Origin of the sequence: Nocardioides sp. SR21, from assembly GCF_022761125.1 — a bacterium.
Classification (GTDB): domain Bacteria; phylum Actinomycetota; class Actinomycetes; order Propionibacteriales; family Nocardioidaceae; genus Nocardioides.
In genome coordinates, this window is the sequence record NZ_JAKWJR010000007.1 from 262463 (window position 1) to 285060 (window position 22598).

Here is a 22598-nt window from a genome sequence, read left to right on the forward strand (position 1 = left end):
GGTCAAGCCGCGTCGACATCCCGTCGACGCGGCTTGACTCACGTGTCCCCGCTCGGGACGGGACGTCGGTCCCGTCGCCGGGAACGACGGGTCATTCCTCCTGCTCCGTCCGTGATCGCAGGCTCGGTCGTCGGGACACGGCGGCGACGCAACGTGCGGCATGCGCACCTACCGACACCACCGCCGGACCTCGTCCCTCGCCGGGCTGGTCCTCGCCCTGACCCTGATCACGACCGCCTGCTCGGCCTTCGAAGCTGCCGAGGGTCCGCCGGCGGACCTCCCCGAGGACCAGATCGAACCGACGGCGCGGCCGCCGTCGCTCGCGGCCGCCACGACTCCACGGACCCGCGGGAGCGAGGACTGGCGGCTGCGGGAGCCAGCCGCCGGTCGTATCGCGGCGTACACGACCCACATCAGTGCTCCGCCCGGCACGCGCGTCGGTCTCAAGGTCTCGACCGTCGCGCCTCGCTACCGAGTGTCGGCGTACCGCATCGGGTGGTACCCCGGTGGGACCGGCGCCCTGGTGTGGCGCTCGCCGGTGCTGGAGGGGCAACAGCAGGCCGACGCCGTCCTCCGGCCCGTCGAGACCCGGACGGTGGTGGCCCCCTGGCGGACCAGCCAGTGGGTCGACACCACCGGATGGGATCCGGGGTTCTACGTCCTCAAGGTCCGGATGGGGTCGGGCGGCGAGACGCTCGTCCCGTACGTCGTGTCGTCGCCCTCCGCCGAGGGCACCGTCGCCCTGGTGTCGCCCGTGACGACCTGGCAGGCCTACAACGAGTGGGGCGGCTACAGCCTGTACCACGGCCCCGACGGCGACCGCCGGAGCTGGGCGGTGAGCTTCGACCGCCCGTTCAACGGGGCGACGGGCGCCAACGACTACCGCACGGCCGCGATCCCCGTCGTGGTCCGAGCCGAGCGGCTGGGCATCCCGCTGAGCTACTACACCAACGTGGACCTCCACCAGGACCCCGGTCTGCTCCAGGGTGCTGCGGGCTACGTGTCGATGGGCCACGACGAGTACTGGACGCCGGCGATGCGCCGCGCGGTCGAGAAGGCCCGCGACGGTGGGACCAACCTCGCGTTCCTGGGCGCCAACACGATGTACTGGCGCATCCGGCTGGACGAGACGCACGCGGGCCAGGCGCGGCTGCAGACCGGCTACCGCTCCGACGCGCATCTCGACCCGCTGCGCGAGGAGCGCCCGCGGGAGGCGACGTCACGGTTCCGGGACGCTCCGGCCGCAGAGTCCGAGCAGGGGCTGGTGGGCATGGAGTACGAGTGCTACCCCGTCGATGCCGACTTCGTGGTCGCATCGCCGACGTGGTGGGGTTTCCGCGGCACCGGCGCCCGATCGGGTGACCGGATGCCGGGTCTGGTCGGGCCGGAGGCCGACCGGGTCTACCTCAACGCCTCCACTCCTCGGCCCATGGAGGTGCTCAGCCACACGTCGTACCCGTGCGGTGGGGTGACCACGACCAGTCAGTCGGTGTACTACACCACGGACTCGGGCGCCGGGGTCTTCACGGCGGGCACGCTGCGGTGGGGCTGCGCCCTGATCGACCGGTGCGACGACCCGCTCGGCGCGCGCGTGCAACGGTTCGTGCACCAGGTCACCCTGAACCTGCTGCGCACGTACGCCGCCGGCCCCGTCGGCTTCGAGCACCCGGCCCGTGACACGGTGACCAGGTACCACCTGCCCGACCTCAACTCGGTGGGCGCGAGCTGACGACGACGATGATCAACAACTCCCGGTCGACCCGGGACTCCAGTCCCGGGTCGACCGCGCCGGCCACCTCTCATCATGGAGCCATGGCCCGACGAGGAACCGCACGCCACCGGCGTCTCGGAACCACGGGCCTGCTGCCGTGCCTAGCGGCGGGGGCGGTCGTGGTGACACTGGTCGCGGCGTGCACGGGGGAGGAGCCCGAGCCCCCGGACTCCCCGTCCACGGCGCTCCGGGTGGCCACGGTCCACGGCGACGGCCTCGACGAACGTGCCCGGGCGCGGTTCGAGTCCGAGGTCAGCGACGTCGTCGCCCGCTACGTCGAGGCCGGCTTCCTCGGGGGCTATCCCCGTGACGACTTCGTGCAGGGCTTCGAGGACTTCACCAGCGGAGCAGCGGAGCAGGCCGTCGGCGACCTCGAGGTGCTGACGGCGGCCCGTTTCGAGAACGCGAGCTCGGTGCGGGCGACCGACCTCGGGGCGGCGCTGTCGTTCTACGTCGTCGACGGGGAGGCGCTCGGCGCCACCGCCTGGATCGACTTCGCCTTCGATGTCGACGACGGCGAGTCCACGACGACCGCGGCGCTGGACGGACGGCTCGTGCTCGAGCGGCGCAACGAGCGGTGGTCGGTGTTCGCCTACGACGTACGCCGGGACGACAGCGACGCACTGCCGGTGGAGGCGACGACACCATGAGTCACGCTCTCCGCGCGCTTCGGACGGCGCTCCAGCTGCTCCCCATCGCGCTGGTGCTGGTCGTCCTGGTCCCGGGCTCGGCGGTGCAGCCTACCACGCTGACCCTCACCAAGGTCACCACCGCGGAGGGGTACGACGCCGGCAGCGACGTCGTCTGGGTCCTCGTGCTGGGCGAGGACAGCGTCCACGACACCGACGCCATCCAGCTGCTCGGTATCGATGCGCGGACCGGCGCTGCCGCCGGGATCGGGATCCCGAGGGACAGCTGGGTCGACCTCGGTGGCGGCGAGATGGGGAAGATCAATCAGGCCTACGGGGAGGACGCCGACGCTGAGCGGGTGAGCGAGGTGGTTCGCGAGCTGGTCGGGATCACAGCCGACTACGTGCTGGCAACCGCCGGTGACGGATTCGTGTCGATGGTGGACGCGCTCGGCGGGGTCACGGTCGTCTCGTCCCAGGCCTTCGTCACCGACGACAGGAACATGCAGGTCGACAAGGGTCCGAACGAGTTCACCGGGGACGAGGCCCTGGACTTCGCCATGACACGCGATGCGTTCCCGGACGTACCGGGCGACTTCGTCCGGTCCGAGAACCACCAGGCCCTGCTGCTCGGGCTGCTGAAGCAGCTCCAGCGGCAGGACGGCGACCGGGGCTTCGTCGAGCTGATGGCCCTGTCGGCCCTCGAGGGGCTCGACACCGACGCCTCCCCGGTCGACCTCTACCGCCTGCTCAACGTGCTGACCGGCGTGGATCCCGACCAGGTGGAGGGCTGCATCGTCGTCGGCAGGGAGGACGTAGACGCGCGGGGCAACCAGATCATCGTTCCCGACGACGAGCTGGCGGAGCGGCTGGGACGAGAGGCGGCCGCAGACGCGACGTTCGAGAGCGGCTGCGAGCCGCGCTAGCTAGTCGGGTCGCGTGTCGGGGTTCTCGATACCGGCCTCACGGGCCAGCACGATCGCCTGGGCGCGGTGCGCGACGTGGAGCTTGGCGAAGATGTTGCTGGCGTGGTTGCGGACGGTCTTGACCGAGAGGCCGAGATCCCGGGCGATCTCCGCGTTGTCCATGCCCTCCGCGATCTTGCCGAGCACCATCCGCTCACGGTCCGTCAGCTCCGGGAAGGCCTGCTCGGTCGGCCGGCTGCGCGCGTGCCGGAAGTACGTCATCACGCGCTCGGCGATGCCGGGACCGAAGATCACCTCTCCCGCACAGACCGCCTCGATCGCGCGCTCGATCTCGGATCGCCGCGCTCCCTTGAGCAGGTATCCGTGCGCCCCGGCACGGACCGCGGCGAACACCGAGTCGTCGTCCTCCATCATGGTGAGCACCAGGACCGCGATGTGCGGCGAGGACTGGACGATGAGAGCAGTCGCCTCGACGCCGTTGAGCTGCGGCATGTGCAGGTCCATCAGCACGACGTCCGGCTGCAGGTTGAGAGCGAGCTCGACGGCGCGGCGCCCGTCTCCGGCACGGCCCACGACCTCGATGCCCTCCATCGCGCCGAGCAGCAGCTCCAGGCCGTGCCGGAACTGCTCGTGGTCGTCCACGACCAGCACCCGCACCGCGCCGGTCACGAGTCCTCCCCTGCCCGGAGCGGGAGCAGCGCCTCGACCACGGTGCCGCGACCGTCGGAGGCGACGGTGCACGTGCCGCCGAGCTCCTCGGCCCGCTCCCTCATGGAGGACAGGCCTACACCAGCGGGTCGGCCTTCGGCCATCCCTACGCCATCGTCGCCGATGCGAACCCGCAGCTGAGCGTCGTCGCGTCGCAACGTCACCACGCACTCGCGCGCGTGGCTGTGTCGTACGGCGTTCGTGACGGCCTCCAGCACGATCCGGTACGCCGCCACCTCGACCGCCGCCGGCAGCGGCTCCACCTCCTCGGCCTCGACCCTCCACGCGAGCCCGTGGCCGCCCGCCGCCTGCTCGTGCTGCGCGGCACGCTGGCGCAGCGCCGAGACCAGGCCGAGCTGGTCGAGGACGCCGGGGCGCAGGCCCTCGACGAGACGGCGGACCTCCGCGATGTCGTCGTGGGCGAGGTCCGCGAGTCCTCCGAGCGCCACGGCGGCCTGGTCGGGATCCGTCGCGATCAGCTCCTGGGCGGACTCCAGCCGCATCATCATCGTGGCGAGTGACGGGCCCAGGCCGTCGTGCAGGTCGCGACGCAGCCGACGGCGCTCCTCCTCGCGGGCGGTGACCAGCGCCTGGCGAGACCGCTGGAGCTCACGATTGGCCAGCACGGCCTGGACGAGCGCGCCGACCTGGGCACCGACGTCCTCGAGGAGCCGGCGATCGCCACGACCGAAGGGGTCGCGGAGCGGGTGGGTCTCGAGGTGCAACGACCCGATCGTCGCGCCGCTCGCGACGAGGTCGACGACGACCCGTCCACCGCCGCTCGGCTCGCCGTACGAGGCCAGGGCCGGCCCGTCGGTCCCGGGCAGCTGGATGGCCGCGTGCGACAGGTGCAGGCGCCGGCACAGGACGCTCAAGGTCTCGGTGAGCGCCTCTGACGGCGCGGTGGAGGAGTCGAGCCGGCGCAGCTCGGCCACGACGGACCGGGGGAGCTCGCGGTCGCCGAACACGACGTGGCGGACCCTGCGCTGGAGGGCAACGGCGAGCGGGAGCACCACCAGGGCCGCCACGCCGCCGGCCAGGATCGACCCGACCGACACGTCGGCGGCCCGCCCGACCGTCGCCGCGACCACCACGAAGGCGGTCCCGAACACGGCCGCGACCGCTCCCTGCACCACCGCCCGGCGAACGTTCGGCTCGATGACGTCGAGCCGGTAGCCGACGAGCGCCACGACCACGCCGGCCAGGATCGGAGGGACGACCAGGAGCATCAGGACGTCGAACGGCAGGACCGGGTCTCCGACCACCCGCTCGGGCAGGACGCCGAGGAGCAGGAGGAGTCCGAGACCCGCAGTGAGGACCATGAGAGCGAGCCGCGTCGCGAGGCGGGTGTCGCGGGAGCTCGCCCGCAGGTAGCCGAAGATGAGCACCGCCAGGGCCGCGGGCACGACGACGACCAGCGCGGGAGCGGCTACCGCCAGGAGCGCCTGGGTGCGGGCCGCCCCCTCCTCGCCGGTCGAAACCGCAGCGACCCACACGGCGTACCCGGCGAAGGGCAGGGCAAGAGCGGCGGGCACCACCCAGGGGTGGCGCGAGAGCCAGCCTCGAGGGGTGGGCAGCGTGGCCGCGGCCAGCACCGCGAGACCGAGCCCCAGGGCGAACACCACCTGGGCGACGACGTGCGGCCAGTAGCCGCGGCCGCCGGCCAGGTCGAGTGCGCCCAGGCCCCACGGGGACGACGCCAGACCGATCGGCACCAGGGAGGCGAAGCCGAGGAACGCCCTCGCGGCCACCAGCCCCGGCCGGAGGTAGAAGGCGACGCTCCCCGCGACCAGCAGCAGCAGGGCGACCAGCACCTGGGGCAGGTCGGCCACGAGGGCCCGGCCCAGCGGAAAGTGGGTCACGGTCACGGTCCGGTCGTACTCCCGAGGGCTGCCGTCCTCGACCCGCCGGACGTGGTACCGGATCGTCTCGCCCACGGACACGTCCGAGGACGTCTCGCCTGCGAGCCAGTGGTCGAGCGGCCGGCCGTCGATGCTCAACAGGACGTCGCCCGGGAGCAGCAGGGAGTCGCCGTAGGTCCGGCGTACCGTGACCGCCGATCCCCACTCGTCGCCGCCGGCGACCGGGGACGACCAGACGACGGTCCCGTCCGAGGGGCGGGTCCCGAGCTCCGCGCCGATCCACACGACCGGGATCGCCCAGGCCGCGACGATCACCAGGACCTGAGCCGTACGCGCCATTGTGGCTATGGTGCACCGCCCCTCGGCAGGGAGGAAGGCGCTGCAGTCCCGACGGGCCATGGGCATTCGTCCCGGTCGGTCGGGACGCGGCAGGGTCGTGGCCGGTGCCTCGTGCCGGGCTACGGTCATGGCCCGTTCGGACTAGTCGGACCCTCGGGTCGGACCATTACGGACGAGTAGCGATCTTTTCCTCGGCCAGCCGCGTCATGGGTGGTCGTCAGGCCCGTTTGGTCTGCGATGACGACGCACACCGCACCCACCGAGACCCCTGCCCACGACGACGCCGACGAGCTCGCCGTCCGCTACCTCCCGATCGTGACGTACCTGGTCCGCGAGACGATGTCCCGGGTGCCGTCGTACGTCGACGAGGACGCCCTCCACTCCGCCGGCAACCTCGCCCTGGTCGCTGCCGCCCGGGCGTTCGACCCCGCCCGCGGCGTGCCGTTCGAGCGGTACGCGTCCACCCGGATCCGCGGCGCGATCGTCGACGAGCTCCGCTCCACCGACTGGGCCACGCGCTCGCTGCGCCGCCGCAGCCGCGACGTCGCCGACACCCGCGCCCGGCTGGCCGTCGCGGGTGGCGGGACGCCGAACGACGCCGAGGTCGCCCAGGAGCTCGGCATGAGCGTGGACGAGGTCGTCCGGACCGACGCCGACATCGCCCGCGCGACCGTCCTCCCGCTCGAGCCCGGCCCCGACTTCTCGTACGCCGACACCCTGCGCGCCCCGGGCGCCGGACCGGAGGCGAGCGCGTTGAGCACCGAGCGGGTCGAGTACCTCGCCGATGCCATCGCCGAGCTGCCGGAGCGGCTCGCGGCCGTGGTCCGGGGGTACTTCCTCGAGGAGCGCCCGATGGCCGAGATCGCCGCCGAGCTCGGCGTCACCGAGTCACGGATCTCGCAGCTGCGCGCCGAGGCCCTCGTGCTCCTGCGCGACGCGCTCCACACGGCGCTCGACCCGGAGGTGCCGCTGCCGGAGGCCCGACCGGCGGGTGTGGTCGGCCGGCGTCGCGCCGCCTACGCGGGCGCCGTCGTCGAGCGGCACGCCCAGCGGCACGCGCAGCGGCGGGCCTACGCGACGGCGTCGGTCGCGCAGCTCGCCGCCACCTGAGCTGAGCGACGAGACGCCCCCGGCCAGGTGGCCGGGGGCGTCTCGTTCAGTCACGCTTCGATCAGTCCGACGTCCAGTCGAACACGTAGTTGAGCCGCGTGTCCTTGGTGATCATCGGCGAGATCGTGTTGAGACCGGTCGCGACGCCGCCCAGGTAGCGAGCGAAGAACGCCTTCGAGGAGTCCTGCACGATGTTCGAGCCGGACAGCACCATGTCGTGCTTCGCGCCGGACAGCTCGATCTTGCCCTTGGGGAAGGTCATGGCGTTGTAGACCGCACGCGAGTTGGCGGGAGCGATCGTGGTGTCGGCGGTGCCGAGCATCACGAGGATCGGCGGGGCGTCCGTCCACGACGGCTTGCCCTCACGCGCCCACGGGGAGCGGAGCACGAAGGCCTTGATGCGCTTGTCCCGCACGGTCGGGTCCTGCATGGTGACGCCGGTGATCGCGCCGTTGGAGCCGCCGTAGTAGCCGACGCGGTTCGGCAGGACGCCGGCGGTCAGGCTGGGAGCGGCCAGCACGGCGTCGAGGGCGCGGCTCATGAGGCGGGCCTTGTTCGTGTACGACGACTGCGCGTCCATGTTCGAGCTCACCGTGACGTAGCCCGCCTTGTTGAGGAACGCGCCGTTGTTCATGACGTTCGCCATGTTCGATCCCATGCCCATCCCGTGCCCGATGAGCACGACCGGGCGCTTGGGGGCGATCGCGCCGTTCACCGTGGGGTAGCGGACGTGGACGGCCTCGCCGGCCGTGGTCTTCAGCGTCGTGGAGCCCGTGGTGGAGAAGGAGGCCGTCTGCGGCGACGGGTTCGGGTCCGTCGTGGTGGCGGCCTTAGCCGCGGACGGCGCCGGGACGGCCGCGCCGGAGGAGGCGAGGGTCGCGGCGGTGGTGACGGACAGCGTGGAGCAGAGGAGAAGAGCCCCGAGAGCCTTTTTCATGAATGCGGTCACTCCTGGTGTGGTGTTGGACTTGCGCTGGGTGCATCGGTCACGGGCGCGCGATGATGAGAGCCGCGGGGGCCGGATACCTGTTATTGGGGATGCCGGCACGGCCCCCGACCGCGCCATCCTCGAAGGACCGGACGGCCCGGAGGGATGGTGCGATGGCGCGGCTCCTGCACGCCCTCGGCCTGTTCTGCGCCCGGCACGGACTCGTCGTGATCTGCGTGTGGGTGCTGCTGGCGGCCGGCGTCGGCGTCGCGGTGTCGACCGTCGGCGCGCAGACGAACAACGACCTGTCGCTGCCCGGGACCGGCAGCCAGGCCGCCAAGGACCTGCTCGAGGAGCGGTTCCCGCCCCAGCAGAACGGCGTCAACCCGATCGTCTTCGACGTCTCGACGGGCACGCTGAGCGACGAGGCGAACGCCAAGGCGGTCTCGGCCTCGGTCACGGCGATCGCGCAGGTCGCCCACGTCCACAGCGTCACCGACCCGATGAGCAGCGCCGGCCAGACCGCCGGCCTCCTGGCCGAGGACGGGCAGACCGCGTTCGCGCCGGTGCTGCTCGACATCGGGTCGGGCGACCTCACCGTCGAGATGGCCCAGGACGTCGTGGACGCGACCGCACCCGCCCAGGAGGCGGGCATCACGGTCGAGGCGGCGGGCTCGATCGGCTCCACCCTGTCGACCGACGACTCGGAGACCAGCGAGATCGTCGGCATCGTCGCCGCGATGTTCATCCTCAGCTTCGTGCTCGGCAGCCTGGTGGCGATGGGACTGCCGATCCTGACGGCGGTGGCCGGACTCGGCGTCGCGCTCGGCGTCGTGGGGCTGCTCGGCCACGTGCTCGCGATCCCGTCGAGCGGGCCGACCCTGGCCACGATGATCGGGTTGGGCGTCGGCATCGACTACGCGCTGTTCCTCATCACGCGGCACCAGGACAACCTCCGGAGCGGGGCGTCGACCGACGACTCCGTGGCTCAGGCGGTCGCGACGTCGGGGAGCGCGATCGTCTTCGCCGGGTGCACGGTGGTCGTCGCGCTCCTCTCGCTCAGCGTGGCCGGGATCCCGCTGGTGAGCACCCTCGGACTCGCCTCCGCGATCGCGGTCGTGGCGGCGGTCCTGGTCGCGATCACGCTGCTGCCGGCGCTGCTCGGGCTGCTCGGGCACCGGGTCAACTGGTTGGCGCTCCCGGGGTTCATGCGCTCGACGCACACGCACAAGGGCGGTGTGTGGGAGCGGTGGGCCGGCGTCGTGCGCCGGCACCCGGTCGTCGTGACCGTCGTGTCGCTGGCGGCGCTGGTCCCGCTCATCATCCCGGCGTTCTCGCTGGAGCTCGGGCAGGAGGACGTGGGCGCCACCTCGCCCGAGACCACGGAACGCCGGGCCTACGACCTGATCACCGCCGGATTCGGCGTGGGCTACAACGGTCCGCTCCAGGTCGCCTCGGAGCTCGACCCGGTAGCCGCGCCCAGTGACGAGTACACGCAGAAGTACGACGAGGCGCAGTCGCTCCAGGCAGACCTGGAGAGCAAGCAGAAGACGCTCACGAAGCAGAAGCAGCGGCTCGAGGAGCAGCAGGCACAGCTGGAACAGGAGCAGGAGCGACTCCAGTCGGAGCAGGCCGAGCTCGAGCAGCAGCGCGACGAGCTCCGGGCGCGGCAGGCGGCGCTGGAGGACGAGGCCGCGGCGCTCGAGGAGCAGCAGGCCCGCCTCGAGAGCCGCAAGGCCGCCTTGGAGCGGCAGGCGGAGGCCCTGGCCGACCGGGCCGGGCCGCTCGTACGGCACCTGGCGCTGCTCGACGTGCGCGAGCGCGTCCTCGAACGCCGGATCGACCGAGCCCAGGACCACCCGGACCGGCTCGCTCGGCTGCGGGAGCGGCTCGCCAGGGTGCGCGACCGTCAGGCGGACGTCCGCGCGCGGCTGGCGCCGCTGGAGCAGCAGGCGCGCCGTCTCGCCGACGAGGCGCGCCAGCTGGAGGCCGAGGCCGACCAGCTGCGGCAGCAGGCCGCCGAGCTCGAGCGGCAGAAGGGCGAGCTGGAGCAGGAGGCGGCGGACCTCCAGCGGCAGGCCGACGAGCTCCAGCGGCAGGCCGCCTCGTTGAAGCAGCAGGCGGCCGCCCTCCAGGCGCAGGCCGACGAGCTGAAGGCGCAGCAACAGCAGGCGCAGCAGGAGAAGAAGCGGGCCGAGAAGCTGAAGCAGGAGCTCACCGACATGGTGACCGCTGCCGGCGGCGACCCGCGCGGGACGGATCCGCGGGTCGTGAACCTCCAGCAGGGTCTGACCGCGACGCCCGGGGTGGTCGCGCTGACCCCGCCCCAGCTGAACGAGAAGGGCGACGTGGTCCTGCTCTCGGCCGTCCCGGTCACCGCGCCCGCCTCCGACGACACCGCCGACCTCGTCGGCCTCGTCCGCGACACGGTCCTGCCCGACACCAACGCGGGCGCGGGCATCACGTCGTACGTCGGCGGCTACACGGCGTCGTACGTCGACCTGGCCTCGCTCATCTCCGCCCGGCTGCTGCTCGTGATCGGGACCGTCATCGGCCTCGGCATGCTGCTGCTGATGATCGCGTTCCGATCGCTGCTGATCCCGCTGCAGGCGGCGATCACCAACCTGCTCTCGGCAGCGGCGGCGTTCGGGGTCCTGACCGCCGCGTTCCAGTGGGGTTGGGGGATCTCCCTGCTCGGGATCGACACCGCCGACAGCAGCGTCCCGATCGCGAGCTACGTGCCCCTGATGATGTTCGCCGGCCTGTTCGGTCTCTCGATGGACTACGAGGTCTTCCTGGTGAGCCACGTGCAGCAGCACCACCACGCCGGCGAGGCCGCTCGCGAGGCGGTCCGCTCGGCCCTGGGGGCGAGCGCGCGGATCACCACGGCGGCGGCGCTGATCATGGCGTCGGTGTTCGCCAGCTTCATCCTGGAGAGCGACCCGACGATCAAGCAGTTCGGGGTCGGCCTGGCAGTAGCGGTGCTGCTGGCCGGCATCCTGGTCGTCACGCTCGCGCCGGCCGTGCTCGTGCTCTGCGGGCAGGCCGCCTGGTGGCTGCCGCGCTGGCTGGACCGGCTCCTGCCGCACGTCTCGATCGAGGGCGACGGGGAGGGCGACAGGGGAGCGGTGCCCCGCAGATGAGGGACTTTTGCTTTCCTCACCCTTCCAAGCCTTGACCGGGTGGCCCCTGGCACACAGGATCACTCTGGTCCCTGGTGTTCCGGGGGCACACGGTCGGCCGGCCGCCGATCGTCCGGTTTGCTCTGGGAATCGAGGGAAATCTTGTCTGTGTTCCATCTCGGGCGGGTCAGGCTTGCCGTGCTCGCGCTGACGCCCGTCGTCGCGCTCAGCACCGCCCTGGCGGGTGCGCCCACGTCCTCCGCACAGTCCGCAGGGAAGGACGTCGCCCCGGTCGACGCGGCCCGCGCCGCGTTCGGCAGCGAGCCCCTCCCGGAGGCGGGCGTCTACAACGTCATCCTGAAGGCTCCTCCCTCGGCGTCGTACGCCGGAGGCCGCAAGGGCTACGCCCGGACCGCGCCGGCTACCGGCGGGTCGTTCAGCCCCCGGTCGGCCGCGGTGCAGCAGTACGAGCGGCTCCTGGCCAACCAGCAGGACCGGCTCCTCCAGCGGGTCGGCGACCCGACCACGATCTACCGCTACACCACGGCGCTCAACGGGTTCTCCGCCCAGCTCACCGGCGCCCAGGTGCTCGCGCTCCGCAAGGACGCCAGCGTCCTGACGGTGAACCCGCAGGAGCACGTGGTCGCCAACACCGTGCACACTCCCGAGTTCCTGCACATGAGCGGCAAGAAGGGGCAGTGGGCCAAGCACGGCGGCACGGCCAAGGCCGGCAAGGGCGTCGTCGTCGGTGTCATCGACACCGGCATCTGGCCCGAGAACCCCTCGTTCAAGGGCAAGAAGGGCCCCGTGAGCGTGCCGGGCTTCTACGGCACCTGCGAGGCCGGTGAGGACTTCCCGGCCACGACCTGCAACTCCAAGGTGATCGGCGCCCGCTACTACGACGCCTACACCGAGGGCAAGGAGCTCGCCGAGACCGAGTACCGCTCGCCGCGCGACGGTGGCGGCCACGGCTCGCACACCGCCTCGACCGCGGCCGGCAACTACGGCGTCAAGGTCAAGATCGAGGGTCAGGACTTCGGCAAGGCCTCGGGCATGGCGCCGGCCGCCATGATCTCGGTCTACAAGGTGCTGTGGAGTTTCGAGGACGACTCCCAGGACGGCGGCAGCGACGTCGACATCATCGCGGCGATCGACGACGCGGTCAGCGACGGCGTGGACGTCATCAACTACTCGATCGGCAGCACCGGCGGCGGTGACGCCTTCACCGACGCCAGCAACCTGGCCTTCATGAACGCCTCCGTCGCCGGCGTGTTCGTGGCGACCTCGGCGGGCAACGACGGCCCGGACGCCACGACCGTGGGTAACAACGGCCCCTGGCTGACCACGACGGCGGCCAGCACGTCGTACAACTACCAGGGTGGCGTGGTGCTCGGGAACGGCGCCAAGTACGTCGGCGCGATGGTCAGTGACAAGGCCGTCCCGACCAGCCCGTTCGTGTATGCCGCCGACGTGGAGGTCCCGGAGTCCGAGGACGACGGCCTCTGCGGCCCGGACTCGCTGGACCCGTCGAAGGTCGAGGGCACGATCGTCGCCTGTGACCGCGGCGTCTACGACCGGATCGCCAAGAGCGCCGAGGTCGCGCGTGCCGGAGGTCTCGGCATGGTGCTGCTGAACGTCAGCGACAACAGCATCGACGCGGACTTCCACGCGGTCCCGACCGTGCACATCAACGTGCCGGACGCCGACGCGGTCTACGCCTACGTGACCGAGGACGCGAACCCGACGGCCCGGATCAACCCGGCCCTGGCCGACAACACGCCGGTGCCCCAGATCGCCGGGTTCTCCTCGCGCGGCCCGGCCGCCGCCGGCGCCGGTGGTGGCGACATCATCAAGCCGGACATCGCGGCTCCGGGTGTCAGCGTCGTCGCCGCGGTCGCACCGCCCAGCAACCACGGGCACAAGTGGGACCTCTACTCCGGCACGTCGATGGCATCGCCGCACATCGCGGGCCTGGCCGCCTTCATCCACCGGCTCGAGCCGTACTGGAGCCCGGCCATGATCAAGTCGGCGATGATGACGACGTCGTACGACCTCAAGGACGAGGCCCCGTCCCCGTTCGCGCAGGGCGCCGGTCAGGTCGACCCGCGGAAGTTCCTGGACCCGGGCATCGTGTTCGACGCCCGCGGTGCCGACTACCTGAACTTCCTGTCCGGTCAGGGCGTCACCACCGCCACCGGTGCGCCGCTGACGCCGAACCCCATCGACGCCAGCGACCTGAACCTGCCGTCGATCGGCATCGGTGACCTCGTCGGCACCCAGACGGTGACCCGTCGGGTGACCAACGTGTCGGGCAAGAGCGAGACCTACACGATCGGCTCGACCGGCCTCGACGGCGTCACCGTCGCCGCCGAGCCGGCGTCGATCAGCGTCCCGGCTGGCGCGACCCGGAGCTTCAAGGTCACGCTGACCGCGGAGAACGACGCCGCGTTCGGCGAGTACACCACCGGCAAGCTGACCATGACCGGGAACCGCGGCCACAAGGTCCAGCTCCCCGTGCAGATCAAGCCGGAGGCGCTGGTCGCCGACGACGAGGTCGTCGGGACGGTCCCGAACGGGACGGCCACTGTCGAGGGCCTGGCGGGCTTCTCCGGCTCGATCGACCTCAAGCCCTCGGGCCTGGTCGGTTCGACGCCGGTCGTCCAGGACCTGCCCGCGGGTGGGTTCGACTACCAGGCGCCGAACGCCGACGCGGACACCTTCAAGTCCACCGTGGTGGTGCCCGAGGGCTCCTCGGTGCGGTTCCGCACCGACGGTGACCCGGATGACGACCTGGACCTGTGGGTCTACCTCGACGGCGAGCTGATCGGCTACTCGGCCACGGCGAGCTCCGACGAGGTCGTCACCGGCATCGGCGTCCCGGCCGGCACCTACGAGGTGTACGTCAACGCCTTCGCCGCCGGCGAGGGTGCGGCGACGATGCGCTACGACCAGTGGGTGGTCGCCGACGGCACCGACGCCGGCAACCTCGACCTCGACCCCGACCCGCTCACGGTCGAGACCGGTGAGCCGTTCTCGTACACCGCGAGCTGGACGGGACTCGACGAGGCGAAGAACTGGTTCGGGTACGTCACCTACGGCGATCGCGACATGCACACGATCGTCCAGGTCGACTAGCAGCAACAGCACGCACTCCGGCCCCGTCCCGCACCCAGCGGGGCGGGGCCGGAGTCGTCACTGGAAGCCGCCGTCGGGGGTCCACACCAGGCGGTCGTCGATCGTCAGGCCGTCGCCGTCGCCGAGCGGCTGCCCCGTCTCACCGGGCAGGTACGTCGACGTCCAGGTGCGCAGGTCGGGTGACGCCGCGACGGCGAGCCCGTCGCGGCACGTCATGACGACGGCGAAGCCCGCGGGGCCGGACTCGTAGCCGTCCTGCCACGTGCACCGGGCCCCCGCCGGCGCTCCCTCGAGCAGGACCGGATCGCTCCAGTGCTCGTCGCCGAGCAGGTGACTCTGCACCTGGATCCGCTGCCCGTCCGGCGAGCCGAAGGTGACGTCGTGCCAGTGCACGAACCCGATCGACGAGGAGTCGCAGCAGCCGCGCCGTACGTCGACGAGGTCGAACCCGCTCGCGTCCTCGGTCGTGCTCGTCCAGCCGCCGTCGTCCGCGACGAACCAGAACGTCGCGCCGCGGTGGTCGGACGGGTTCACCTGCACCCAGCTGTCGCTCCAGGTCGCGAGGTAGGTGCGGCAGTCCGAGGTCCGGTTGCCGCGCAGCGGTTCCGTACGCCGGTCCTGGACGGTGAGGCTCGCCGAGCCGGGTGCGCTCGTGTACAGCGCGAAGGTGCAGGACCCGCGGTCGGGCGCCGAGCCGACCATCCGCAGCGATCCGTCGGGCGCGAGCACGGGCTCCGACGGTGACGCGCGGTGGTAGTCGAAGCCGGGATGGTCCTCCCAGCGCTCCTCGTGGAACCCGTCCGACTCGTCCCAGAACAGCACGCCCTCGACGGACTGTCCCAGGTAGGCCGTCGACCCGTCCGGCGTCACCTGCGCCTCCGTGGCCCGGGACCCGGTGGCCTCGCACGTCAGGTCGCGGCAGACGACAGCGACGTACGACGCGCTGCCGTCGCTGTCGTCGTGGACGTCGGAGGTGTAGGTCTCCACGATGGCGGCGGTGCCGCCGCCGTACCGGACGGTGTTCTCGATCGCGAGGTTCTCGCGGTCGTCCCAGACGGTCTCGGGCGCGGTCCAGCCGTGCCCGTCCGGGTCGCGCCACTGCACGACGAGCGCGTGACCGTCGGGCGATCCGAGCGCGAGCTGGGCGTCGCCGTCCGGCAGGTCGACGTAGACGTTCGGCTCGCCGCGGTCGTTCCCGTAGCGCTCGAGGGCGTGGTCGTACTCGCCGTCCGCGTGCCACAGGCTCCACGCGGCCACCGCTCCGGCGCCGAACACCAGGAGGGCGAGCAGCACCACGAGCCCGAGTCGACGCATGCCGTGCAGCCTAGGCACAGCATGCGCCGAACCGGATCGTCACCGTCGGGCGGCGACCTTCCCGGTCGCCGCCGACATCACCGCTCGCTCGCTGTAGCCCGCCTTCGAGCCGGTGACCTCCACACTGATCCGCTGGCCCTTCAGCGCCTTGGTCAGCCGCAGGTTCGGCCCGGTCGCGTGGTCGAGCGCGACGCCGCCGGCGTACCACTGGATCTCCAGCGCCACCGGCGCCGGCTTCCAGGCGCCGGTCACGACCTTGAGGGTCTTGCCGACCCTGGCCTTGCCGGTGATCCTCGGCTGCACCGCCTTCAGCGTGCCGGTCGCGACGTGCTGCCCGGTCGACGTCCGGGTGAGCGTGGCGTACCCGGCCTTCGTGCCGGTGACCCGGACGGCCAGGGTCTTCCGGGCGTCCGCCGCCGACGGGGTGTACGTCGCTGCGGTCGCCCCGGAGATGGGCGCACCGTTGGCGAGCCACTGGTAGGCGAGCGCCACCGGCTGCGGGCTCCAGCTGCCGGCGTCCGCAATGAGCGCGACGCCCACCTTGGCGTTCCCTGAGATCGTCGGCGTCCCGCCGGTCAGCGTGGCGGGGACGACGGTGACCGCGGCCGAGGTCCTCGCCAGGTCGGCGTACCCGCCCTTGGTGCCGGTCACGGGCAACGCGATGGTCAACGGGTTCGAGGTGACGGTCAGCGCGATCGCCTGATGATGGCGTCGGCGGCCCGGTGGCCGCTGCGCAGCGCGCCCTCCATCAGGCCGCCGTGCTCGGCGTCGACGTACTCGCCCGCGAAGCCCACCGCCCCGACCGACGCCTCGAGCGCCCGGTGGTCGTCGCCGCTCAGGTCCGCCGGCCGGCTGCTGTAGGCGCCGCGGGCGAACGGGTCGTCGGACCAGGTGCTGAGCAGCGGCGCATCGTCGGCGAACGACAGGTCGGGCCGGATCGCGTGCACCGCGTCCCGCCAGGTGTCGGGCCCGGACGCGACGTCCAGGGCGGCGAGGCCCGGCGCGGAGCCCGCGAAGCTCGAGAGGACGGGGGCGACCGTGCCCTCGACGTCGACCGCGGTCCAGGTCCAGAACCGGCCGGGCACCGACAGCAGGGCGCTGGTCCCGGGCGCCTCGGCCAGCGCCAGGTGCAGCTTCGCTGCGTGCCCCTGCGTGAGCCGCCGCATGGCGGCGCGCTTCGCGTCGGTGGTGGGTACGGCGACATCACCCGACAGCAGCACCGCGAGCGGAAGCGCGACCACGACCTCCTCGTACTCGGCCTCCCCGGTCGTGGTCGTGACGCGGACGCCGCCCTCGTGCTCGGCGACCGAGGTGACGACCTCGCCGCAGCGCACCGCCGTGCCCAGCCGCTCGGCCAGACCGAGCGCCAGCCCCTGGTTGCCGCCGCCCAGTCGATGGCTCGGCCGGGGCTCGAAGGAGGCGATGTGGTCGATGGCCGAGGAGTCGACCGTGTCGGCGGGCGCGGCGCTCGAGATCTCGATGCGCGCCCGCAGCGCCTCCTCGAGGTCGCCGGACAGCCCGAGCAGGGTGAGCACCTCGTCGACGGAGGCGGGCCGCCCGAGCTCGCGGACGAGCTGCGCTGCCCGGCGGCCGGCGTCAGCGAGCATCGCGACCGTGATGTCCGGCGTCTCCGCGAGCTGGCGAACGTAGTACGACATCCCGCTGTCGACCACGGGAAGGCCGAGGTCCGCGGCGAGCGCCCGGAAGGTGTCGTAGCCGTCGAGCACGAACTCCGCGCCGCGCTCGACCACGCAGGTGCGGCCGCCGACGTCGAGGATGTGCGACCAGACGCGGCCGCCGACGCGGTCGCGCGCCTCGAGCACGGTCACGTCCAGGCCCGCCTCGGCGAGGCGGGTGGCGGCGGCCAGCCCGGCGAGGCCGGCACCGAGCACCGCGATCCGTGGAGACACGCTTCGGATGCTACGACGCAACCTTCGGCCGGCTCCTTGCGTCAACAGAGCATGAACCTTCGACTCGGGACCTTGAACCTGCCTCTCTCGCTCCTCGTGGGTGCGGCCGTCGCCCTGACGCTGACCCCCGCCCCCGCGCACGCCACCGCCGACCCGGACAAGCCGAGGCTGATCGCCTACGCCGGCGGCGAGTCGCCCGGCGTACAGGTGCAGGAGCGCGCCGACGCCAAGAACCTGCGCGGTGCCCCCAAGGCCTTCAAGCGCTTCATCGGCAAGAAGGCGCAGCGCCTCACCGACCACTCGACCTGCACCGACGGCTACGTCGGCGTGACCGTCGAGTTCCTGCGCACCGACGGCTACGCCGTCGGCGACGTCAACGACTGCGGTGGTTACGTGGCGCTGTGGGCCGTGGCGGACGGCCGCTGGAAGGAGATCGCGGGCACCCAGGACTTCTGGAGCTGCGGGGTCCTGAAGCGGCACGTGGTGCCGAGCAGCATCGCGGGCGACCGGTGCTACGACATCCGGGCCCAGCGCCTGCGGCACTACCACCAGCGCTGAGCGGCGCGTCGACGAAGGGGATGACGATGACCGGGAAGAAGTGGACGGCGTACGTCGCCGCCGTGGGCGTGCTGCTCGCGATGGTGGTCACGAGCTCGGCCACCGCGGCCGGCACCGGCACGCGCGGCGTCGTGTGGCGCGGGGACGGGGTCGAGATCCATCGGGCCTCGGGCGACCTGCGCAAGCTCGCGAGGACCGACAGCGAGTTCCGCGCCTTCACGAAGAAGAAGCTGAACCAGCTCTGGGGCTGGACCGACGACGACCCGGACTGCCGGACGGCGCCGCTGGTCGTCATCAAGAGGTGGCGCTCCGACGGCTGGGCGCAGATCACGAACATGGGCGTGTTCGCCGAGCCCGAGGAGAAGTGCGCGCAGGGCGGGCACTGGGAGATCTGGGGCAAGAAGGACGGTCGCTGGCGCACGGTGATCGGCGGTCAGGACGTGCCGCAGTGTGCCGAGCTGCGCCGCAAGCAGGTCCCGGTGGGCTTCGCGACGTGGTGCTTCACCCACCAGGACGAGGTCGTGCGGTACACCGGCCCGTGATCACCCGCTTCGGGGGACCTTGGTCCCTTTACATGGCGGTGAGGGCCTCCATACGTTGATGGCATGCCTCGGACCAACGGTGTGGACGGGCCAGGGAGCGATGCGCTCCTCAAGGCCGGACGTTTCTTCACGAGGTGGGAGGAGACCGACGACGGTCGCGCCGTGTTCCGCGAGGGCGGCCGCGCGGGTGACGTGTTCTACCGGGACCGGTGGAGCCACGACAAGGTCGTCCGGTCGACGCACGGCGTGAACTGCACGGGCTCCTGCTCGTGGAAGGTCTACGTCAAGGACGGCATCATCACGTGGGAGTCGCAGCAGACCGACTACCCGTCCGTGGGCCCGGACCGGCCGGAGTACGAGCCCCGCGGCTGCCCGCGCGGCGCGGCGTTCTCCTGGTACACGTACTCGCCGACCCGGGTGCGCTACCCCTACGCGCGCGGCGTGCTCGTCGAGATGTTCCGCGAGGCGCGCGAGCGGCTGGGCGACCCGGTCGAGGCGTGGGCGGAGATCGTCGGCGACCCGGAGAAGCGCCGGAAGTACCAGCGGGCGCGCGGCAAGGGCGGCCTGGTCCGTGTCAGCTGGCGCGACGCGGTCGACATGATCGCCGCGGCACACGTGCACACCATCAAGACCCACGGCCCCGACCGGTGCACCGGCTTCTCGCCGATCCCGGCGATGTCGATGGTCAGCCACTGCGTCGGCACCCGGTTCATCCAGCTCATCGGTGGCGTGATGACGTCGTTCTACGACTGGTACGCCGACCTCCCGGTCGCCAGCCCGCAGGTGTTCGGCGACCAGACCGACGTCCCCGAGTCCGGCGACTGGTGGGACTCGACGTACCTGATGATGTGGGGCTCCAACGTCCCGGTCACGCGGACGCCGGACGCGCACTGGATGGCCGAGGTCCGCTACCGCGGGACCAAGGTCGTGACGGTCAGCCCCGACTACGCCGACAACACGAAGTTCGCCGACGAGTGGATGCCCGCCCAGGCCGGCACCGATGCGGCGCTCGCGATGGCGATGGGGCACGTCATCCTCAAGGAGTTCCTCGTCGACAAGCGCACGCCGTTCTTCGTCGACTACATCCAGCAGTACACCGACCTGCCGTTCCTGATCCGGCTCGAGGAGCACGAGCAGGGCGGCCTGGTCCCCGGCAAGTTCCTCACCGCGCGGGACCTGGGTGCGACTGCCGACGAGGACGCGTGGAAGACCGTGCTCATGGACGGCGTCACCGGGCAGCCGGTCGTACCCAACGGCTCGATGGGCTTCCGCTACGCCGAGTCCGGCAAGGGGAAGTGGAACCTCGACCTCGAGGGCGTCAGCCCGGCCCTGACCCTCGCCGGGGGCTCGACGGGCTCGACCACCGAGGTCGAGAACGTCGAGGTGCTGCTCCCGGCCTTCACCGAGGACGACGGCTCGGGCTCGGTCCTGCGCCGGGGCGTGCCGACGCGGGTCGTCGGCGGCCACCGCGTCACCACGGTCTTCGACCTGATGCTCGCGCAGTACGGCGTGAGCCGCGAGGGACTTCCCGGCGAGTGGCCGGCGGGGTACGACGACGCGAGCACGCCGTACACCCCGGCGTGGCAGGCCGAGCGGACCAGCGTCCCGGCCGAGCAGTGCATCCGCATCGCCCGCGAGTTCGCGCGCAACGCCGAGGAGTCCGGCGGCCGCTCGATGATCATCATGGGCGCCGGCATCTGCCAGTGGTTCCACGGCGACGCGACGTACCGCGCGATCCTGTCGCTGCTGATCCTCACCGGCTCGATGGGCCGCAACGGCGGCGGCTGGGCGCACTACGTCGGGCAGGAGAAGTGCCGCCCGATCACCGGCTGGATCTCGCTGGCCAACGGCCTCGACTGGAGCCGCCCGCCGCGCACGATGACCGGCACGTCGTTCTGGTACATGCACACCGGGCAGTGGCGCACCGACGGCTACTCCGCCGACTCGCTCAGCTCGCCGCTGGCCCGCGGGCACCTCAAGGACATGCACACCGCCGACGTGATCGCCCGGTCGGCGCAGAAGGGGTGGATGCCGTTCTACCCGCAGTTCGACCGGAGCTCGCTGGACGTCGGCGCCGAGGCCGCGCAGACCGACGACCCGGCGCAGTACGTGAAGGACGCGCTGGCCGACGGCAGCCTGAAGCCCGCGATCGCCGACATCGACGCTCCGGAGTCCTGGCCGCGCACGCTGGTGCTGTGGCGCTCCAACCTGTTCGGGTCGAGCGCCAAGGGCAACGAGTACTTCCTCAAGAACCTGCTCGGCACCCACTCCAACGTGCTCGGCCATGACGGACTCGGGGGAGAGAACCCGGAGGCGCCGCGGCCGCGTGACGTCGCCTGGCACGAGGACCCGCCGGAGGGGAAGCTCGACCTGCTGGTCTCCGCCGACTTCCGGATGACGTCGACGACGCTGCTGTCGGACGTCGTGCTGCCGGCGGCCACCTGGTACGAGAAGCACGACCTGTCGTCGACGGACATGCACCCGTTCGTGCACGCGTTCAGCCCGGCGATCGACCCGCCGTGGGAGGCGCGCACCGACTTCGAGGCGTTCCACGCGATCGCGCAGCGGCTGTCGGAGCTGTCGAAGGACCACCTCGGCACGCGTCAGGACCTGGTCAGCGTTCCGCTGCAGCACGACACCCCGGGGGAGACGCCGCGCGACCCGTACGACACCGCGCCGGTGTTCCAGGTCGTCGAGCGCGACTACACCGCGATCGCCGACAAGCTCGGCAGCGTCGGTCCGCTCGCCGACAAGCTCGGCTTCACGGTCAAGAACGTCACCTACCGGCTCGAGGAGCAGGTCGCCGCGCTGGCCAAGAGCAACGGCGTGATGTCCAGCGGCGCGGGCGCCGGCAGGCCGTCGATCGCGACCGACCAGCACATGGCCGAGGCGATCCTGCGCTTCTCGGGCACGACGAACGGCCAGCTCGCCGTGCAGGGCTTCAAGACCCTCGAGGAGCGGGTCGGCAAGAAGCTGCACGACCTGGCCGAGGGCTCGGAGGAGAAGCGGATCAGCTTCGCCGACACCCAGGCCGCGCCGATGCCGGTGATCACCTCGCCCGAGTGGTCGGGGTCGGAGACCGGCGGTCGCCGCTACGCGCCGTTCACCGTGAACATCGAGCGACTCAAGCCGTTCCACACCTTGACCGGACGCATGCACTTCTACCTCGACCACGACTGGATGACCGACGTCGGCGAGGCACTCCCGACGTACCGACCACCGCTCGACATGCAGCGGCTGTTCGGCGAGCCCGCGCTCGGCCCCAACGGTCTCGAGATCACCGTCCGCTACCTGACGCCCCACTCGAAGTGGTCGATCCACTCGGAGTACCAGGACAACCTCTTCATGCTCTCGCTGAGCAGAGGCGGCCCGACGGTCTGGATGAGCCCGCAGGACGCCGCCGCGATCGAGGTCAAGGACAACGAGTGGGTCGAGGCGACCAACGCGAACGGCGTGCTCGTCGCTCGCGCGATCGTCAGCCACAAGATGCCGGCGGGCGTCGTGTACGTCTACCACGCGCAGGAGCGCACGATCGACGTACCGAAGTCCGAGGCCACCGGCCGCCGCGGCGGCATCCACAACTCGGTGACCCGGCTGCTGGTGAAGCCCACCCACCTGATCGGCGGGTACGCCCAGCTGTCGTACACGTTCAACTACCTCGGCCCCACCGGCAACCAGCGCGACATGGTGACGACGATCCGCCGCCGGTCGCAGGAGGTGACGTACTGATGGCAACGCTGGTCG

General features: G+C 71.7%; 15 protein-coding genes. 9 read left to right on the plus strand and 6 right to left on the minus strand.

Annotated elements, in window-relative coordinates:
- The first annotated feature begins 160 nt into the window (after positions 1–160).
- The 3 genes from MJ604_RS15325 (at position 161) to MJ604_RS15335 (ending at position 3326) form a co-directional block, all read left to right on the plus strand.
- Positions 161–1729 (plus strand): N,N-dimethylformamidase beta subunit family domain-containing protein, encoded by a 1569-nt coding sequence (locus MJ604_RS15325; RefSeq protein WP_243059361.1) that lies wholly within the window; start codon positions 161–163, stop codon positions 1727–1729.
- Between the two features lie 161 nt (positions 1730–1890).
- Positions 1891–2421 carry a hypothetical protein gene (locus tag MJ604_RS15330; protein WP_243059362.1) on the plus strand — a complete coding sequence of 177 codons (531 nt, stop codon included), beginning with the start codon at positions 1891–1893 and terminating at the stop codon, positions 2419–2421.
- Positions 2418–3326 carry an LCP family protein gene (locus tag MJ604_RS15335; RefSeq protein WP_243059363.1) on the plus strand — a complete coding sequence of 303 codons (909 nt, stop codon included), beginning with the start codon at positions 2418–2420 and terminating at the stop codon, positions 3324–3326. The genes MJ604_RS15330 and MJ604_RS15335 overlap by 4 nt, the downstream gene beginning before the upstream one ends.
- Here MJ604_RS15335 and MJ604_RS15340 read toward each other — a convergent pair whose 3' ends face one another.
- Together MJ604_RS15340 and MJ604_RS15345 are read right to left on the minus strand one after the other, a co-directional pair.
- Positions 3327–3995 carry a response regulator transcription factor gene (locus MJ604_RS15340; protein WP_243059364.1) on the minus strand — a complete coding sequence of 223 codons (669 nt, stop codon included), beginning with the start codon at positions 3993–3995 and terminating at the stop codon, positions 3327–3329.
- Entirely contained in the window at positions 3992–6235 is a 2244-nt protein-coding gene (locus MJ604_RS15345) for a sensor histidine kinase (RefSeq protein WP_243059365.1), read from the minus strand. The genes MJ604_RS15340 and MJ604_RS15345 overlap by 4 nt, the downstream gene beginning before the upstream one ends.
- Before the next feature lie 237 nt (positions 6236–6472).
- Between MJ604_RS15345 and MJ604_RS15350 the strand changes: the two genes are divergently transcribed.
- Positions 6473–7345, plus strand: a complete 873-nt coding sequence (locus tag MJ604_RS15350) for a sigma-70 family RNA polymerase sigma factor (RefSeq protein WP_243059366.1) — start codon at positions 6473–6475, stop codon at positions 7343–7345.
- Positions 7346–7406: 61 nt separating this feature from the next.
- Here MJ604_RS15350 and MJ604_RS15355 read toward each other — a convergent pair whose 3' ends face one another.
- Positions 7407–8282, minus strand: a complete 876-nt coding sequence (locus MJ604_RS15355) for a hypothetical protein (protein ID WP_243059367.1) — start codon at positions 8280–8282, stop codon at positions 7407–7409.
- 164 nt (positions 8283–8446) lie between these two features.
- Between MJ604_RS15355 and MJ604_RS15360 the strand changes: the two genes are divergently transcribed.
- Positions 8447–11416 carry an MMPL family transporter gene (locus MJ604_RS15360; protein ID WP_243059368.1) on the plus strand — a complete coding sequence of 990 codons (2970 nt, stop codon included), beginning with the start codon at positions 8447–8449 and terminating at the stop codon, positions 11414–11416.
- 177 nt (positions 11417–11593) lie between these two features.
- The gene (locus MJ604_RS15365; protein WP_243059369.1) at positions 11594–14530 is read left to right on the plus strand and encodes a S8 family serine peptidase; all 2937 of its coding nucleotides are present in this window, start codon (positions 11594–11596) and stop codon (positions 14528–14530) included.
- Between the two features lie 57 nt (positions 14531–14587).
- On the opposite strand, the gene MJ604_RS15370 is transcribed toward MJ604_RS15365, so the two are convergent.
- The 3 genes from MJ604_RS15370 to MJ604_RS15380 are packed head-to-tail and all read right to left on the minus strand — an operon-like array spanning position 14588 to position 17754.
- Entirely contained in the window at positions 14588–15844 is a 1257-nt protein-coding gene (locus tag MJ604_RS15370; RefSeq protein WP_243059370.1) for a hypothetical protein, read from the minus strand.
- Positions 15845–15883: 39 nt separating this feature from the next.
- A complete protein-coding gene (locus tag MJ604_RS15375) occupies positions 15884–16495 on the minus strand; it encodes a hypothetical protein (protein WP_243059371.1) in 612 nt (203 codons plus the stop codon).
- 35 nt (positions 16496–16530) lie between these two features.
- Entirely contained in the window at positions 16531–17754 is a 1224-nt protein-coding gene (locus MJ604_RS15380; protein WP_243059372.1) for an NAD(P)/FAD-dependent oxidoreductase, read from the minus strand.
- A 72-nt stretch (positions 17755–17826) separates the two neighbouring features.
- Here MJ604_RS15380 and MJ604_RS15385 point away from each other — a divergent pair, with 72 nt between their 5' ends.
- From MJ604_RS15385 to MJ604_RS15395, 3 genes are all read left to right on the plus strand, one after another.
- Entirely contained in the window at positions 17827–18312 is a 486-nt protein-coding gene (locus MJ604_RS15385) for a hypothetical protein (protein WP_243059373.1), read from the plus strand.
- Between the two features lie 26 nt (positions 18313–18338).
- The gene (locus MJ604_RS15390; protein WP_243059374.1) at positions 18339–18854 is read left to right on the plus strand and encodes a hypothetical protein; all 516 of its coding nucleotides are present in this window, start codon (positions 18339–18341) and stop codon (positions 18852–18854) included.
- A gap of 63 nt (positions 18855–18917) precedes the next feature.
- A complete protein-coding gene (locus MJ604_RS15395) occupies positions 18918–22583 on the plus strand; it encodes a nitrate reductase subunit alpha (RefSeq protein ID WP_243059375.1) in 3666 nt (1221 codons plus the stop codon).
- Positions 22584–22598 lie beyond the last annotated feature (15 nt).

Excerpts from the sequence above, each read along its gene's own strand:
- MJ604_RS15325 (WP_243059361.1), top strand. The coding sequence starts at position 161 with ATGCGCACCTACCGACACCACCGCCGGACCTCGTCCCTCGCCGGGCTG.
- MJ604_RS15335 (WP_243059363.1), top strand. The coding sequence starts at position 2,418 with ATGAGTCACGCTCTCCGCGCGCTTCGGACGGCGCTCCAGCTGCTCCCC.
- MJ604_RS15345 (WP_243059365.1), bottom strand. The coding sequence starts at position 6,235 with ATGGCGCGTACGGCTCAGGTCCTGGTGATCGTCGCGGCCTGGGCGATC.
- MJ604_RS15350 (WP_243059366.1), top strand. The coding sequence starts at position 6,473 with ATGACGACGCACACCGCACCCACCGAGACCCCTGCCCACGACGACGCC.
- MJ604_RS15355 (WP_243059367.1), bottom strand. The coding sequence starts at position 8,282 with ATGAAAAAGGCTCTCGGGGCTCTTCTCCTCTGCTCCACGCTGTCCGTC.
- MJ604_RS15360 (WP_243059368.1), top strand. The coding sequence starts at position 8,447 with ATGGCGCGGCTCCTGCACGCCCTCGGCCTGTTCTGCGCCCGGCACGGA.
- MJ604_RS15370 (WP_243059370.1), bottom strand. The coding sequence starts at position 15,844 with ATGCGTCGACTCGGGCTCGTGGTGCTGCTCGCCCTCCTGGTGTTCGGC.
- MJ604_RS15390 (WP_243059374.1), top strand. The coding sequence starts at position 18,339 with ATGACCGGGAAGAAGTGGACGGCGTACGTCGCCGCCGTGGGCGTGCTG.
- MJ604_RS15395 (WP_243059375.1), top strand. The coding sequence starts at position 18,918 with ATGCCTCGGACCAACGGTGTGGACGGGCCAGGGAGCGATGCGCTCCTC.